Annotated in this window: 15 protein-coding genes; 4 read left to right on the forward strand and 11 right to left on the reverse strand. The window is 64.6% G+C overall.

Annotated features, from left to right (window positions below; translation table 11 throughout):
• The first annotated feature begins 22 nt into the window (after positions 1 to 22).
• Positions 23 to 1,861: a long-chain fatty acid--CoA ligase gene (locus CXQ96_RS09825; protein ID WP_104117856.1), complete on the forward strand. Its 1,839-nt coding sequence runs from the start codon at positions 23 to 25 to the stop codon at positions 1,859 to 1,861.
• Between the two features lie 105 nt (positions 1,862 to 1,966).
• Here the strand turns inward: CXQ96_RS09825 and CXQ96_RS09830 are convergent, their stop codons facing one another.
• Positions 1,967 to 3,328 (reverse strand): DUF1461 domain-containing protein, encoded by a 1,362-nt coding sequence (locus CXQ96_RS09830; RefSeq protein ID WP_258059011.1) that lies wholly within the window; start codon positions 3,326 to 3,328, stop codon positions 1,967 to 1,969.
• 114 nt (positions 3,329 to 3,442) lie between these two features.
• Positions 3,443 to 4,435, reverse strand: coding sequence for a stage II sporulation protein M (locus CXQ96_RS09835; RefSeq protein WP_104117858.1), 993 nt, complete (start codon positions 4,433 to 4,435; stop codon positions 3,443 to 3,445).
• 173 nt (positions 4,436 to 4,608) lie between these two features.
• Between CXQ96_RS09835 and CXQ96_RS09840 the strand changes: the two genes are divergently transcribed.
• Positions 4,609 to 5,409, forward strand: coding sequence for an RDD family protein (locus CXQ96_RS09840; protein ID WP_104117859.1), 801 nt, complete (start codon positions 4,609 to 4,611; stop codon positions 5,407 to 5,409).
• 35 nt (positions 5,410 to 5,444) lie between these two features.
• On the opposite strand, the gene CXQ96_RS09845 is transcribed toward CXQ96_RS09840, so the two are convergent.
• From CXQ96_RS09845 to CXQ96_RS09860, 4 genes are all read right to left on the reverse strand, one after another.
• On the reverse strand, positions 5,445 to 6,728 hold the full coding sequence (locus CXQ96_RS09845; protein WP_181036421.1) for an Ig-like domain-containing protein: 1,284 nt from the start codon (positions 6,726 to 6,728) through the stop codon (positions 5,445 to 5,447).
• Positions 6,729 to 6,885: 157 nt separating this feature from the next.
• A complete protein-coding gene (gene ahcY / locus CXQ96_RS09850; protein ID WP_219816121.1) occupies positions 6,886 to 8,385 on the reverse strand; it encodes an adenosylhomocysteinase in 1,500 nt (499 codons plus the stop codon).
• A gap of 64 nt (positions 8,386 to 8,449) precedes the next feature.
• Positions 8,450 to 8,644, reverse strand: coding sequence for a hypothetical protein (locus tag CXQ96_RS09855; RefSeq protein ID WP_104117862.1), 195 nt, complete (start codon positions 8,642 to 8,644; stop codon positions 8,450 to 8,452).
• Positions 8,645 to 8,741: 97 nt separating this feature from the next.
• Positions 8,742 to 9,128: a DUF3499 domain-containing protein gene (locus CXQ96_RS09860; protein ID WP_104117863.1), complete on the reverse strand. Its 387-nt coding sequence runs from the start codon at positions 9,126 to 9,128 to the stop codon at positions 8,742 to 8,744.
• Between the two features lie 330 nt (positions 9,129 to 9,458).
• Between CXQ96_RS09860 and CXQ96_RS09865 the strand changes: the two genes are divergently transcribed.
• On the forward strand, positions 9,459 to 10,790 hold the full coding sequence (locus CXQ96_RS09865; protein ID WP_104117864.1) for an SGNH/GDSL hydrolase family protein: 1,332 nt from the start codon (positions 9,459 to 9,461) through the stop codon (positions 10,788 to 10,790).
• A gap of 52 nt (positions 10,791 to 10,842) precedes the next feature.
• Here CXQ96_RS09865 and CXQ96_RS09870 read toward each other — a convergent pair whose 3' ends face one another.
• The 5 genes from CXQ96_RS09870 to CXQ96_RS09885 all read right to left on the reverse strand — a co-directional run bounded on the left by CXQ96_RS09870 (position 10,843) and on the right by CXQ96_RS09885 (position 14,491).
• Complete coding sequence (locus tag CXQ96_RS09870) at positions 10,843 to 12,060, reverse strand: O-antigen ligase (protein WP_146070851.1); 1,218 nt, start codon at positions 12,058 to 12,060, stop codon at positions 10,843 to 10,845.
• 78 nt (positions 12,061 to 12,138) lie between these two features.
• On the reverse strand, positions 12,139 to 13,056 hold the full coding sequence (locus CXQ96_RS09875; RefSeq protein ID WP_104117866.1) for a hypothetical protein: 918 nt from the start codon (positions 13,054 to 13,056) through the stop codon (positions 12,139 to 12,141).
• Positions 13,053 to 13,532 (reverse strand): hypothetical protein, encoded by a 480-nt coding sequence (locus CXQ96_RS18055; protein ID WP_146070852.1) that lies wholly within the window; start codon positions 13,530 to 13,532, stop codon positions 13,053 to 13,055. The genes CXQ96_RS09875 and CXQ96_RS18055 overlap by 4 nt, the downstream gene beginning before the upstream one ends.
• The gene (locus CXQ96_RS09880; protein WP_104117867.1) at positions 13,514 to 13,873 is read right to left on the reverse strand and encodes a thiol-disulfide oxidoreductase DCC family protein; all 360 of its coding nucleotides are present in this window, start codon (positions 13,871 to 13,873) and stop codon (positions 13,514 to 13,516) included. The genes CXQ96_RS18055 and CXQ96_RS09880 overlap by 19 nt, the downstream gene beginning before the upstream one ends.
• A gap of 120 nt (positions 13,874 to 13,993) precedes the next feature.
• A complete protein-coding gene (locus CXQ96_RS09885; protein ID WP_104117868.1) occupies positions 13,994 to 14,491 on the reverse strand; it encodes an SGNH/GDSL hydrolase family protein in 498 nt (165 codons plus the stop codon).
• A gap of 539 nt (positions 14,492 to 15,030) precedes the next feature.
• On the opposite strand from CXQ96_RS09885, the gene CXQ96_RS09895 reads away from it, so the two are divergent.
• Complete coding sequence (locus CXQ96_RS09895; RefSeq protein ID WP_104117870.1) at positions 15,031 to 15,525, forward strand: metallopeptidase family protein; 495 nt, start codon at positions 15,031 to 15,033, stop codon at positions 15,523 to 15,525.
• The last annotated feature ends 37 nt before the right edge of the window (positions 15,526 to 15,562 follow it).

Below are 15,562 nucleotides of genomic sequence, written 5' to 3' on the forward strand. Positions count from 1 at the left end.
CCCGCAACGAAAGCGAGCAACCGTGCGTGAGTCCATCACGGAACTCCTGGTCCATCTCCCGTCGACCAGCAACACCACGGACCTCCTGCTGAGAACCCACGACGCCGATCCCCGGCGACCGCTGTACGCGTTGCGGGAGGGCACTCTCTGGCGGGATGTCTCGGCCGCCGAGTTCCTGCAGCAGGTGACCGGGCTGGCCAAGGGCCTGATCGCGCACGGCGTGCAGCCCGGGGATGCCGTGGCTGTGATGTCGAAGACGCGCTACGAGTGGACGCTCGCCGACGTCGCCATCTGGTTCGCAGGGGCGGTCACCGTTCCGATCTACGAAACCTCCTCCGCCCACCAGGTCGCCTGGATCCTCGAGGACGCCCGTCCCGCCGTCGTCTTCGTGGAGGACAGGCACATGGCCGACGTCGTCCTCGATGCCGCCGGACGGGCCGGGCGCCTGGACACGACGACGGTCGTGCGCCTGACCACCGGGCCCTTCGACGGCGCGAGCCTCACCTCGATGACCCACGCCGGTGCCGCCGTGACCGACGGTGACCTGGAGACGGCGCGCTCTTCCCGCGGACTCGCCGACACCGCCTCCATCGTCTACACCTCGGGTACCACGGGCAGGCCCAAGGGCTGTGTCATCACGCACGGCAACTTCGCGCTCTTCGCCGTCAACACCCTGGAGTTCCTGCCCGAGTTCCTGAAGGAGGAGCACGCCCGGACCCTGATGTTCCTGCCCCTCGCCCATGTGCTGGCGCGAGCGGTGCAGGTGGTGTGCTTCACCGGCGGCATCACGCTGGCGCACTCGGGGTCGGCAGCGCAACTGCTGGAGGACCTGACGACCTTCCGCCCCACCTTCCTCCTCGCGGTTCCCCGCATCTTCGAGAAGATCCACGCGACGGCCGGGCAGCGAGCAGCCGAGGCCGGCAAGGGACGCCTCTTCGCGGCCGCGGAGCGCACCGCCGTCGCCTATTCGCGGGCTGTGGACGCACGTGGCCGGGGCGGGAGCGGGCCCTCGCCCGTCCTCCGGGTCTCGCACGCGGTCTTCGACCGCATCCTCTACCCGAAGCTGCGCAGTGTCTTCGGCGGCGACGTCAGGTATACCGTCTCGGGTGCCAGTCCGCTCAGCGAACACCTCGCGCACTTCTTCCGAGGTGCGGGCATCATGGTCCAGGAGGGCTACGGGCTGACCGAGAGCACCGCCCCCTGCACCGTGAACACCGTGCGGTTGACGCGCGTCGGCTCGGTCGGCATCCCGATGCCGGGGACGAGCATCCGGCTCGACGCCGACGGCGAGGTCCAGGTCAAGGGGGTCGGGATCTTCGCGGGCTACCACCGCAACGACGAAGCGACAGCGGAAGCGTTCACCTCGGACGGCTACTTCCGCACCGGCGACATCGGCTCCCTGGACGACGACGGCTTCCTCACGATCACCGGCCGCAAGAAAGACCTGCTCGTGACGGCAGGCGGCAAGAACGTCGCACCCGGACCCCTCGAGGAGAAGCTCCGGGAGTGCCCGCTGGTTGCACAAGCTGTCGTGGTCGGCGAGGGCAGGCCCTTCATCGGGGCGCTGATCGCCCTGGACCGCGAGGCCATCGGTGTCTGGGCGGCAGGGCACGGCAAGCCCGGGCTGACCACGCGGCAGGCCACCACGGATGCCGACATCCTGGCCGAGCTGCAGGCCGCTGTCGATGCCGCCAACACCACGGTGTCCCGGGCAGAGCAGATCCGGCGCTTCACCGTGCTGGACGCCGAGTTCACCGTCGAATCCGGGCACCTGACGCCGACCCTCAAACTCAAACGTGCCGCCGTCGTCGCCGACTACGCCGATGCTCTCGAGGAGCTGTACGGCACGGCAGCGCGCTGACGATCCGGCCGCGTCCGGACGCTGCCGGCGGCACTGAACGGCAGGGCGTTCCAGCCGCGTGCTGCGCTCCCGGGGGTGCTTTTCCTACGGCGCAGCGCACGACGGTCAGGACGCGTCGAGCGCCTTCCGGTACCGGGACTGTGCGGCTTCCTGTGCCAGCATCGAGCGCTCGCGTCGCCCCCTGGTGGGCCAGGTGAGGACGAGCGTGAGAAGGGTTGCCGCGAGCACGAGCACGGCGACCGTCACGGCTGAGTCCGTCCAGAACTGTTCGGGGAACAGCCGGATCAGCGTGTCGTCGACGCGGAAGGTCCATGTCCCATCGGCGAAGAACAGGGCGTGCACCTGCGTGAAGAAGGTCTCCCACGCCAGTACCGCGAGGACCGTCAGGACGGCGATGCCTGCGAGCGTCAGGACGGCTCCCGCGAAAAGCGCTCGCCTCACGCCGCCCTTGTACCGCCGGGCGAGGTAGACACACGCGAGGACCGCCAGCACGAAGAGCACCAGCGCGATGGCGAAGGACAGGCCGAGGACGCCTTTGACGTCCGCCATGTGGCCTACTTCCGATGCGAGGAACAGCGGTTCCCCCTCCGGCGTCACAAGACCGCCCAGGTATCTCGGCGGCGCGAAATTCAGGACGTAGTCGAGGGCGTACGAACCGTACGTCATGCGGTCATCGAGGGAGAAGCCGAACTGGTCGGCGGGGAATCCCGGCCGGTGGTATTCGAGCCACAGGAACGACGACGTCGCGACGGCCCGCACGGCGGCTGCGACGACGATAATGGGGAAGAAGAGCGCGACGACCACCTGCAGGAACCGGGCCAGACCTGGTTTCGCCATGACCGCCTGATCGCGTGCTGCGGCCCGTCGCGCGGCTTCGTGGCCTCCCCCGCCCGGTGGTGCGGCGTCGGCGCGGTCCGCCCCTTCACCCACGGACCGATCGTCGTCGGAGTCACCGGTCGTGCCGTCGGTGCCGGACGGAACAGCGACCGACGAACCGGTCGTACCGGTCGTACCGGTCGTACCGGTCGTACCGGTCGTACCGGTCGTACCGGTCGTACCGGTCGTGCCGTCAGGGCCGTCGGAGTGCTCCGCTACGGTCGTGCTCGTCGCATCAGGAGCGGAACTGCCCGCAGCCATCGGCATCATCCGGGTCGCCGGCCGCGTGCTGCCGGTGGTGGCTGCGTCCCCTGAGGAGCTGCCGTCGTAGTCCTCGTTCCGCAGGCCGGACAGGTCCGGCAGGGTACTCGCCCGCCGCCGCGGGAGATTGTGGCGCTGTGCCACTCCGGGCGCTGCAACACCAGGCGCTGCGTCATCGGGCGCTGCGTCATCGGGCGCTGCGTCATCGGGCGCTGCATCACCAGGCGCTGCGTCACCCGATGGGGTGCCGGACCTGCCGATCGCAGAATCGTCGTCGTTCAGGCGCCGAGCGCCGGACGCGTCGGATCGGGAACTATCGATCTCTGCCACTGCACTGTCTCCTCGTTGACTGCCGCCGGCGGTCACTCCGGCGACTCCGACACTACCGGGCTCGAGCATGCCTGGCGGGGAGGCTCCCCGCCCGAAGCCCTGCGCCCGCAGCGCTCAGGAGGTGATGACGGTATCGCCCCGGTCGACGATGCCCAGGTCTCCGCTGTGGCCCGCAGCGAAAGCCCGCCGACCCAGTATCAGCGTGTAGGCCCAGTACGCCGCGAAGACTAGGAATCCGATCGACAACCGCAGCCACGGCGGCAGCGCGCTCGGAGTCACGAACCCCTCGACGAGCCCGGAGACGAGCAGGACCAGCACGAGCCCGAGTGCGACCGTGATCAGGGACCGCCCCTCCTCGGCCAGAGCGACCACTCGCAGCCTGCGCCCTGGCGCCACCCAAGCCCAGAAGATCCGCAGGCCCGCCGCCGTCGCGATGAAGATCGCCGTGAGCTCCATGAAGCCGTGGGGCAGGATGTAGAGGAAGAACACATCGAGCCGGTCGAAGGAGGCCATCATCCCGGCGGTGATGCCGATGCCCTGCGCGTTCTGGTACAGGATGAAGGCCGGCCAGATGCCGGTGACGCCGAAGGCAACAGCCTGCAGGGCTATCCAGGCGTTGTTCGTCCAGACCAGGCCCGCGAAGGAGGCCGCAGGGTTCTCCGAGTAGTAGTTGGTGAAGTCCTCCTCCACATAGCGCCGGAGGTCCTCATCCGTTCCGAGCGCCTGGATGACCCCGGGGGTCCCGGCGACCCAGAGGGCGTAGAGCGCCGTCACCGCGAGGAAGAGCACTCCTATCGCGACCGTGAGCCACCGGACGCGGTAGAAGGCGGCGGGCAGGGAGTTCACGAAGAACTGCGCGATGTCCTCCGTGACGTTCGATCTCGCACCGGTGAACCGCGTCCTCGCCCGCGAGAGGCGCGTGGACAGTGAACCGGACAGGGCGCTCTCCGGATCCACCGAGCGGATGATGGACAAGTGCGTCGACACGCGCTGGTACAGCACGAGCAGTTCGTCCGACTCCGCGCCGTTGAGCCGGCGCCTGCGCACGAGGTCGTCGAGGCGTTGCCAGTCGCTGCGATGCACCGCGATGAATGCGTCCACGTCCATGGGCCAACCCTATAGTCCGGCTCCCGCACCGTGCGGCAGGGTCCGCTCACCCTATTGCGTGCACGGCTCGATGCCTCCCCTGGACACCCGGCGATAGGCTGGGCGGGAGGTCCGGCCGCGAGAACCGCGGCCCACACCGGAAGCGCTTGTCAGCACCTGCCGAAGGGGAACACATGAGTTCGGTCGTCACCGGCGAAGCGGTCGTGCTCGAACTGAGACCGGCCGGTTTCGCGGCGCGCGGAGTGAGTGTCATCATCGACATCACTGCACAGATCATCCTGGCGATCCTGCTCGTGCTGCTGATCGGGAGGGTCTTCGGCGGAGTCCTCGACCCGGCACTGACCAACGCCCTCCTGCTGTCCGTCGTCGTCCTGCTCCTCCTCGTCGTCCCGGTGACCGTGGAGACCGTGACGCGCGGCAAATCCCTCGGACGGCTCGTGATGGGACTGCGGATAGTGCGCGACGACGGCGGGGCCATCCGCTTCCGCCATGCGTTCATCCGCGGAATGGTCGCCATCCTGGAGATCTACATGCTCGGCGGGTCGCTCGCGTTCCTCGTCTCCCTGTTCAACGAGCGGTTTAAGCGCCTCGGCGACCTGCTGGCGGGAACCTATTCGATGCGGGAGCGCGTGGTCGCCACCCCGCGCGCACTGGCCGTCATGCCGCCACGGCTGCAGCAGTGGTCCGAGACCGCCGACATCGGGCGCCTCCCGGATGCACTCGCCCGCAGGATGTCCCAGTTCCTCGCCGAGGCACCCAGGCTCACCCCGCAGGCGCGCCACAGGCTCTCCCTCGACCTCGCGGCCGAGGCCAGTCACCACGTCTCACCGCCTCCGCCGGGCACGACCCATCCGGAGGAGTTCCTGCATGCCGTCATCGCGTCACGCCGGGACCGCGACTACACCGCCATGATGCGCCAGCGCGAACGCTCGGAGAAGACAGCGAAGAGGCTCCACACACTGCCTTTCAGCTAGCGTGCGGAGCCTCGCGAACGATCGGGTGAGCGGGCTTACGGCTGGTTGACCCACTCGTTCCACGGCACGTTCCAGTCGCCGAAGCCGTCCCAGACGTACATCGGTCCGTAGTCGGTGTTGAGGATCTGGACCACATCGCCGGGCCCGAACGTGTTGTAGAAGTACTCCGCACCTTCCGGGGACATACCGATGCAGCCATGGGAGACGTTGATGTTGCCGAGGGCCACCTGCGCCGCCGGCAGTGCTTCGTGGACGAAGGCACCGCCGTTGCTCAGCCGGCTGGCATGGTTGACGACGGTCGGAGGGTAGTAGGCGGGGTCGCCGGGCTTGAGCCCGATCGACTCGGCTGTGAACCTCGTGGTCTCGTAGCGCTCCATGACCACCATGTATCCCTCGGTGGATGGCCACTCGTCGGTGCCGAGCGTGACAGGGAAGGTCCGGTCCAGCTTGCCGTCGAGGTAGACGTTCATAGTCTTCGTGGCGTTGTCGACCACCGCGAGGCGCGTGTTGTGCGTCTTCACCGTCATGGTCTTGTCGAAGTTGCCGATCATGCCGTTGCCGAAGTCGACGCCGAACAGGTTCAGGTCGACCGTGATGGTGCTGTTCGGAGCCCAGAAGGTCTCGGGACGGTAGCGCACCTTGGTGTCCGACAGCCAGTAGAAAGCGCCGGGCTGCCCACTCGTGCTGGTCACCGTGATGGCCTTCTCCACGGCATCGCGGTTGGTGACCGGCTCACTGAAGGTGAACTCGAACGGCTGTCCGGTGCCCACGGTGCTGCCGTCCAGGGGGAACATCGCCGCATCCGCTTCGTTGGCCGGTTCCACGGTGGTGAACCTCGACGTCTCGCGTCGCTCGTTCCCGCCCGAATCGAGCACCGTGTAGGAGAACTCGTACTCGGTGTCGAACGCCAGCCGCTCCGTCGCCGTCCAGCTCGCGCCGTCGGCGGATACGGTTCCGGCGATCGGAGTGCCACCTGCGCGCGGCGCCAGTTCGACGGCGTCGAGCGTGGCACCCTTCACGGTCACGGCAGCTACGGTGACCGGGTTGACGCCGAACGCTCCGTCGGTGGGTGTGAGCCCGACGGTGTACGGCTCGGCCCGCGCCGAGGAGGCCGACGGGCTGGGTGCTGCCGATCCTGGTGATCCGGAGGCCTCCGCGGAGCTGGAGGACGAGGGCGAGGGCGATGGCGACGCGTCGTTCCAGGGCGATGCCGTGGCGATACCCACGCCACCGCCGACCACGACGATCGCCGCGGCACCGATGGCTGCGATCTTCCAGCCCTTCCGGTGCGCCGCGGCCTTGCTCGACTCCTGCTTCATGCGCATGCTTCTGTGCCCCTCGACGTAGCTGCCCTGAGCGATTTTACGCGACCGGGTGAGGCACATTGGGTAGGCGGCATGCGGGTGTCTCTCCGATGCGGCCGCAGCCGGTGCCCGGGTGGCTCCGTCTGCGGCCGATCGGAGACAGCGGAGGAACTCAGTAGCGGTACTGCTCGGGCTTGTACGGTCCGGCGACGTCGATGTCGAGGTACTCCGCCTGACCCTTGGTGAGCTCCGTGAGTTCGACGCCCAGCGCGTCCAGGTGCAGGCGCGCGACCTTCTCGTCGAGGATCTTCGGCAGGACGTAGACCTCGTTCTCGTACTCGCGGTTCCCCTCGGCGTCGTCCTGCTCGAACTTCGTGTAGAGCTCGATCTGGGCGATCGTCTGGTTCGCGAAGGAGTTGCTCATCACGAAGGAAGGGTGCCCGGTGGCATTCCCGAGGTTCAGCAGGCGTCCCTCGGACAGCATGATGATCGAGTGCTGCTTCACGCCCTCGGTCTCGTCGGCGGGGATGACCCACTCGTGCACCTGCGGCTTGATCTCGATCTTCTCCACACCGGGGATCCGGGCGAGACCTGCGATGTCGATCTCGTTGTCGAAGTGGCCGATGTTGCCGACGATGGCCTGGTGCTTCATACCCGCCATGTGGCGTGCCATGATGACGTCCTTGTTGCCCGTGGTCGTGATGAAGATGTCGCCCTGTGCGAGCACCGTCTCGAGCTTCGCGACCTGATACCCGTCCATCGCGGCCTGGAGTGCGCAGATGGGATCGATCTCCGTGACGATCACGCGCGCGCCCTGGCCACGCAGGGCCTCGGCGGCACCCTTGCCGACGTCGCCGTAGCCGCACACCACGGCCACCTTGCCGCCGATGAGCACGTCCGTGGCGCGATTCAGTCCGTCGGGCAGGGAATGGCGGATGCCGTACTTGTTGTCGAACTTCGACTTCGTGACGGAGTCGTTGACATTGATCGCCGGGAACAGGAGCTTGCCCTGGGCCGCGAGCTGGTACAGGCGATGCACGCCCGTCGTCGTCTCCTCGGTGACGCCCTTGATCCCTGCGGCGATGGTGGTCCACTTCTGCGGCTCGGACTCGATGGTCGAGCGGAGCGTGTCGAGGAAGACGGTGTACTCGTGCGAGTAGTCCGCATCACCCTCCTGTGGGTTGGCCGGGACTGCTCCGAGAGCCTCGAACTCGACGCCCTTGTGGACGAGCATCGTCGCGTCACCGCCGTCATCGAGGATCATGTTGGGGCCTAGGCCCTCCGCCTGGCCCGGCCACGTCAGGATCTGGGTCGCGGTCCACCAGTAGTCCTCGAGGCTCTCGTTCTTCCAGGCGAAGACGGGGACACCCGCGGGCTCCTCGACGGTGCCCGCTCCCACGACGACGGCCGCGGCGGCTTCGTCCTGCGTGGAGAAGATGTTGCAGGATGCCCAGCGGACCTCTGCCCCGAGGGCGATGAGCGTCTCGATGAGGACCGCTGTCTGCACGGTCATGTGCAGCGACCCGGCAATGCGGGCGCCCGCCAGGGGCTGCGCCTCGGCGTACTCGCGGCGCAGGGCCATCAGGCCCGGCATCTCGTGCTCCGCGAGGCGGATCTGGTGGCGCCCCGCCTCCGCGAGCGAAAGGTCGGCAACTTTGTAGTCGAACGTCATGGTCTGCTGTTCCTTGCTTCGGGTTCGGGGAGTACGGGGGCGATGCGCGGAGAAGTGCGTCGGCCTAGGAGGCGCGGGCAGCACCATCGAGGAGTTCGGGGCGCAGCAGCACAGGGATGCCCTCATCGAGCCCGTACGTCAGCGGCTCCCCATCGGGGCCCGGAGATGATGACCGGAGCACGTCGCCGTCCTGAACGAGCTTCGACCCCGTGACGGGGCATCTGAGGACGTCGAGCAGCTGTGCTGGGATATTCGCCATGGAGAAGCTTTCGCTCGGGAGGGGTGGATTTTGTACCTCCAAGTCTAACGCGGAGGCTCCACCCGTCCTTCATCCGGCGACGCCGATGAGCGCCCAGTCAGGGCTCGCGCAGGATCCTGAGGTGGCCCCGACGGGGACCGTTGACGGCGGCAGGCGGCTCGATGGGTGACCTGCTCCCGCGCTGTCCCGTCGTCAGCTGCTCCGGCGAGGGCTCGGCCGCCGCTTCGCGCACCGCATTCGCCAGGGCAAGCAGGTCGTCCGAGTTGTGCTCGGGCGCAGCGTCCGGGAGCGTCAGACGTACTACTTCCCATCCGCGCGGAACCGTCAGCCTTTCCGCGTGGACGGCGCAGAGATCGTACGTGTGGGGCTCGGCGTACATGGCGAGCGGGCCGAGCACTGCAGTCGAGTCGGCGTAGACATACGTGAGGGTGGCCACCGCCGGCCGCTGGCAGGCTGATCTGGAGCATTGACGGAGTGATCCCACGATGGGAAATCCTACCGGGCATTGCAGCAGCGGGCTGGCAGGACGCGCACCAGGGGCAGAAGCTAGACGCACGTGAACTCGATTGAGCCTACGGCGCGCAGTCAACCCCTTGTTGCGCAGCATCGAATACCTCGGGTCCATGCCACGCCACCTGGCACTCCCTGATGGCGCTGGCGGCCTAGGGCCGCCCTTCGACGGGCATCCCTGTGGACAGTACCAAGTGCCACCGTTGCACGCGCTGTCCCAGCACGGCCACTTTCCCCCGTTGCCTCACCATCAGAGAAGCTAGCCCGCTTCCTCGACTTCGGGGGCGGATTCCAGCGAGGCGCTGTGGCCGGCGACTCGACCCTGAACGACGGAAACGCTCCTCCCCGTAAGGCGCTGCTCCGGTTGGGGCAGCTCACCCAATCCGGTGTGGGCATGCAGGACCAGCAGTGGAGTACGTCCACGAACGCTTACGCGGCGCCGACTGTGGTGAAGTCGGGGACGACTACGCCGTCTGTTGGTGGGACGGTCCTGACGGATAACTTCAACCGTGTCGCTGCTGAACTGGTCGGTTCGACGACGAGCGGCGGGCAGGTGTGGGCTGGGGCAACCGGTGGCTGGTCCTCTGACGGCACCGTAACAACGGCGAATAGTGGGATCTCGTCGCTGGGCTTCCACTGCGGCACAAAGTCGATCACTTCGACCGCACAGTACAACATTGTTACCACCAGCCCGGCAGCTAGTTCCCAAGCGCGACTAGCAGTGGGGACGACGCAAGCAAACTTCGCGGGCGGCGGCTCATACGTCTGGGCGCAGCTCCTACTGAGCACTGCCGGCGCGCTATCGGTAAGCGTCTGGAAGCGGATCAGCGGCACTCCTCAAACCGAGTTGATCTCAAAAACCCCCGTCACTGGGGTTACGTCGAATACCGCAACCATCCAACCCATAACCCTGAAACTCGACATCGCCATTCAGGCAGTCACCCTCACGATGACAGTCAACGGGGCGAACCAGGTTCTCACGACGTCCGTTACCGAAGCGGACACTGGCATCCTTGGCACATTCTCCGGTGTCGCTATGCCCGCCAACGCGAGCGGCAGTTTCAAACTCGACAACATCACCATGGCAACGCGGTTTACGGCCGGCACCTACACCGGGTTGGAGATATGGAACGCCGCAGTCGGTGGGACCGGGCTCTCATACCAAAAGGACCGGCTCGCGACCATGTACCCGACTGCCACGAAGTTCGATTGGTTGCTGGTCTCGGGTGGGCACAACTTTGGGACGCAAACCCCGGAAGCGTTCATCGCGGACGTTGACGCGTTCATCACCGCGTTCCGTGCCGCGCACCCCGAAACGCTCATCGTTGTAAGTTCTCAGAACCCGCAGCTTGCGCCAGCGACTACGATCACCGCCCACGCGAGAAGGCAAGCAGCACTCCGCGACTACGCGATGGGAAAAGGCTTCGAGTACCTGCCCGTCTTTGAGGCGTTCACGAACCAGCCAGACGGCGGTGCGTCACTGGTCAACCCGGCTGACAGCATTCATCCGACCGTGTCGACCACAACCGACATCACAACGTGGTGCGGGAACCTTCTGTGGACTGCGGTGTGGTTGAACGTGATCGCGTCTCGCCGTCAAACGGTGGTGATCGCACCGATCACAGCGCTGCCATAGCCACTGCTTCTCCGAAGTGATGATCACCGGGTCAAACGGACGGGCCTGCTCTTCACAGCCTGCTTACCAGCTTGCCGCGTTGGGGTTCATCACGAACAGCAGTAGCTAAACGGCGCTGAAGTCGCCTCGCTTCTTCGGAATCGGGGCGACTTCTAGTGGGGTCCACCAACGACAGGGCAACGAGGATCGGCACCCAGTAGTAAGCCTGTTCCAAGGCCGCGGAAGTAAGTGAGAAAGACGCTGTCATTGAGAGGAGTGCTGCAGCCAAAGCATCCCGGCCTCTGCGAATCGCTCGCAATGTAATCCAAAGAATGAGGACGGCGATAGTCGCATAAGCCAGTCCAAGAGCTAGTCCACCCTGGAACCAGGTGCGAAACATGACGCTATGCGTGACGGTTCGTTGATCCCCCGTCAAGCCGGACAGATGATCCAGTCCGCGCCCGAACCAGGGATCGCGCTGAATTCCCTCCCAAGCGTATTGAACGGTCTGCTCGCGTACATCTAACGTACTTACGTTTGACGTTTGACCCGTTACTTGGCGAATACGCTCGAGTGGGCCTCGGAGCAGGCCTTCAGGTGCGACAGTCGAAAGGATCCATAGGGCGGCAGCAGCAGCTGCGCTAAGAAGGACTGGCCCTTTGAGCGGGACACGCCGCGACACCAGTAGCACGAGGATGCCGACCAAAGTGGCGATCATCGAGCTGACGCTTCCACATGCGATGAGAGCTGTGACGTTTACCAGCAGCAGGATCACAAGGACTAGCTTGCGCCCGGATCGCCCAACAACTGCAGCTGTGAGGATCAATACGGTCATTCCTGCGAGCAGCCCAAGGACGTTGGGGTGACCGGCTAGGCCTGTGGCTCGCCCTAAGAGAACGGCTTGGTTGAACGTTGAGATCCCTGAAGTTTGAGCGATCGCGGCGCTACTGGAGATGGATTGTCCGATCAGGAACGCTATACCGAGCAGCCGCGCGCCGCCGTCGAGCGAGGCCAGATAGCGAATGACGAAAGGCCCGAGCGTGACGAAGAACCAGATTTGCGCGCCGATAAAGATGTGGGCCGTAAGTGATTCGGCGCTTCCGGAGGAGCTCACAACACTGATGATCACAAGCCCGGAGACTGCTGCCCACCAGCCGCCACCGATGGGCCGCCGTACTTTCCACGTCAGTAGGCAGATGAGGAACAGCACGAAGATCGCCACGTTCCATACCAGTCTTACCGTTCCGGGTAGCGCTTGGGAGAAGGGCAGCACCAAAACAAGGGCTGCCATTGCACCTAAAGCTAAGTCTTTGCGTGGTCGCGGTGTAGCCGAAGCACCCTTGTAGGTCTTATATGTCGAGGGCAACTGTTATTCACTCCTGCGCAGAGAGGGGGTTCGAGCCAGGCGGGCTTGACTTGATTGCACGCCGTGCCATCTCAGGAGATCTCTGGGCGGGGCGAAGAAGAACACTGAGTAGACGAAAAGGTAACTCGCAAAATCGATTCCGAGGGTGAGCATCACACCAGCGTGAAATCCCAGAAGAATTAGGACTCCGACACGGAAAAACAGTGGGGCCACAACTACGAAAAGCAGCCAACCCTCAGCGAAAACAGTCGCGTAATCGACCAGCTTCCAAAATGCAGGCGCCTTAATGCTGAACATCCAATCTGACAGGATGCCTTGCTTGACTGGATCCGCGACGTCCAGAGATAGATAGCCCCGGGTAGCTTGCCTTGCGGGGTCGAGCCATCCCGTCAGCATCTTGGGTACAGCAGCACTGAAGAGGGCGTATCCAACGGTGATGGCCCAGAGCAGGATCGCGTACCCGGATGTTCTCCCAGCCGACTTTGCGTGTGCATCAAATGAAAAACGCGCTCCCCAACCAGCAAAACCCATAAAAACCGGGAAAAGTTCGTAAAGGATGAAGTGATCGACTTTGCCGAATGAATGCGTGAGGCCTGCCCCGACGATCAAGACCGCCGAGAGCGCGACCGAAACGGGCAAGGTTCCGACGCCAATGAGGAGCGCAACGGAGAGGACCGCTCGCACCACTTCCAGTGTCGCGACGAGTCCGGCCGCGGGTGGGTTTTCGAGGAGAGCAAACGGGCCGGGGGGTGGGTTGAAGAAACGTGCTGGCACCTGGGCAACCCACGAATAGTCCGTAGGAAAGAGCAGGAGGTGCATGGCAAAAAGAATTCGGGTGATGCTCAGGGCGGAAGAATTCGGCTGGTACGCATGGGCCAGTCTCTCGACCATCATTGAAGGACTGGTGGCTAGTGCGGTCATAGGACGACCTCCGTTGTGTTGCAAGGAACACTGGTGTCGACGCTCGCGTCAGCGATGTCGATGGTCGTCTTCCTCCAGCAGAACTGAACCGAGGAAGGTTCTGCGCCGTCGTTGAGATTAGCTGCGCGCTCATGAAGCCATTGCCTAGTCTCAGGGTCTACCTCGCCGCTAGCTTCGGGACCAAGCAGGAAATTTGCGGAAGCTTTGGCTGATGAGAAGCGAATTCCGGACAAAAGCTCACTGATGTGAGGAGAGATCGAAGATCCGTCCTCGTAGTGAATGCGGACGTCCAGCGCTGTGTAAGCCCAAGTGCCGTCCGCTTGCGGTGCAGAACCGAAGCCAGGCATTCGAACCGTTGGATAGGGCTCCGGCTCGACTACGAAGCTCACAAGGCCCTGCGCTACTAGGAAGCCACAGAATCCGATAAGTCCCCAGACGCGGAAGCCCGTACGTGGCTTCAGTTCGAGATCTTGCATGCGTTTGTGCCTCCCGGCATGCGGTGACGGTTCGCCGCGATGTGCGTGTAAGCGAACGCCGCCAGCTGACGTATGACGGGAAGCAAGATGATTCGCCCTGCGATGGCCCAGACGTTACCGCGGCTGATGAGTGCCCGGGCAATGGCAGCTTCGCCTCTGGCTGACACCTTGCCGTCGGCCAGCCAGAACGCGGCCTCCGTGACCATCATCTCGTTGAGTCCAACTGCCTCAAGGTCAGGGATTCCCTGCCATGGCTTGATTGACACACGACCATTTGAAGCGAGCCACTTTGCCGAGCGTGTGCAGAAGCCGCAATCGGCATCGTATATGAATGTTCTCATGAGCTTTCCCCCAGACGTTGAGACCTCCCCTGATTATGCCCCACCACCTGCCATGAACTTGGCTTAGCCCAACGGCGCCTCATTTGTTCGAAGTTGGGGGCGCTTCGTCGTAGAGGTCAACTACCGCTGTCCAGCAAAGTAAGCGTCTGTGGAATCTACATGGTGGCTGGTGGGGATGCCTGCGGGCCGCCATTTCTCAGGACCCCGCGGAAGCCCCCGCTCAACCATCTCGTATGCGAGGTCTCTTCCCAGGTACGCGTGACCCTCCGGTGTGGGGTGGAAGTCGTCGTCGGAGATCATGAGAGAGGCGTTCGAGTCGTCGATCGGGGCTAGGTCGGTAACCGGGTCGATGTAGATTCCGCCCACTTCGTCGGTTGCCGCCTCGAGTATCCCTGATATTTCCGCTTGGGTTTCTACCCACCGCTGGTCAGTTGGGGTGTCCCACGTCCACCCGCCGATGGTCACGATCTCCGCTTCTGGCAGTGCTGCATGGATGTCTCTCAGGAAAGATTCCGCCGCGGACTGTACCTCCTCGGCGGAAAAGTACATGTCGTTCCGACCTCCGGCAACTCCGGCAACGTTGACAATATCGGGGTCGGCTTCAATGATCTCTGGCAGCCGGGTTTAGAATGACTCGTCGACTGCGGGCCCCTCGTCTGGCTGGTTGCCCTCCGCTATGTAACCGCTGCCACCGAACCCGTCGCGGGTGAACTGCCAGTTCATACGCTTAGCCACCTGCGCCCAGAGAAGGAGACTGGGTTCGCCGATGCTAGCCCCTGAAACAATCGAATCACCGACCATGTACGCGCTCACAGGTGACCGTGTCTTGGCAGGTTCAGGAACCTCTCCAGCTAAAACGACGTGAGTCGCTGGCGGCGCGGCTGGCCCAGGTACAAGCAGCACGCCAACGGAAGTGAGGGTTACAACCGTTAGTGCGCACAGTGCAATGATCTTCGCCCTCGTCGAGACAGACGGCTGACGCTTTGATTCGTGTGGCAATGATTCCCCTTGGTTGAGACCTGCCACCGATAATACCCTCGCCATAAATCCGGCTTAGAGCAGTAGAACCTCGACCAAGCGGTAAGCACGCGCCTCCGTGCAGCGGGTTGTAGGATCCCGGGAGTGCGGGCAGGGAGTTCAAGGCTTAGAGTCTTTACATGCAGGATGCTTCCACTTTTTCGGTCAACCTGACCGATCCGACGTCCACTGGCGGGCGTCCGGCGCGGTCGTTCTACGAACGCCGGCGGAACCGTCGGGGGCGCGGCATGCGGGGTGAACTGCTTCCGCAACACCTGCCCGGGTCACGCTCCAGGTCGGAACAATTCGACGACTGGGTGATGGAATCGGCCCAGCGGCTCGAGCGCCTATGGGGCGAACGCATCCAGGACCTGCAGATCGTGGTGCAGGAGATACCGGACGGCCTCGAGGACATGACGCCGGAGACACTCCGCGGCCTCCTCGGGTCCTGCTCCCCTGCCGCGCCCGGCCGGCCGGCCGTCATCACGATCTACCGTCATCCCGTGCTCATGGCTGCCAAGGCGCTCATGCCGGTCAACGAACTGGTCCACGACGTCGTGGTCGAGCAGGCTGCCGAACTGATGGGACTCGCGCCCGAGGTGGTCGACCCGGCCTACGGTCGCTCCCAGGCCTGAGGTACGACGGCGTCGGCCCGGTTGTCCCAGGAGCGGG

This window comes from Arthrobacter sp. B1805 (assembly GCF_002929745.1).
Lineage (GTDB): Bacteria > Actinomycetota > Actinomycetes > Actinomycetales > Micrococcaceae > Arthrobacter_D.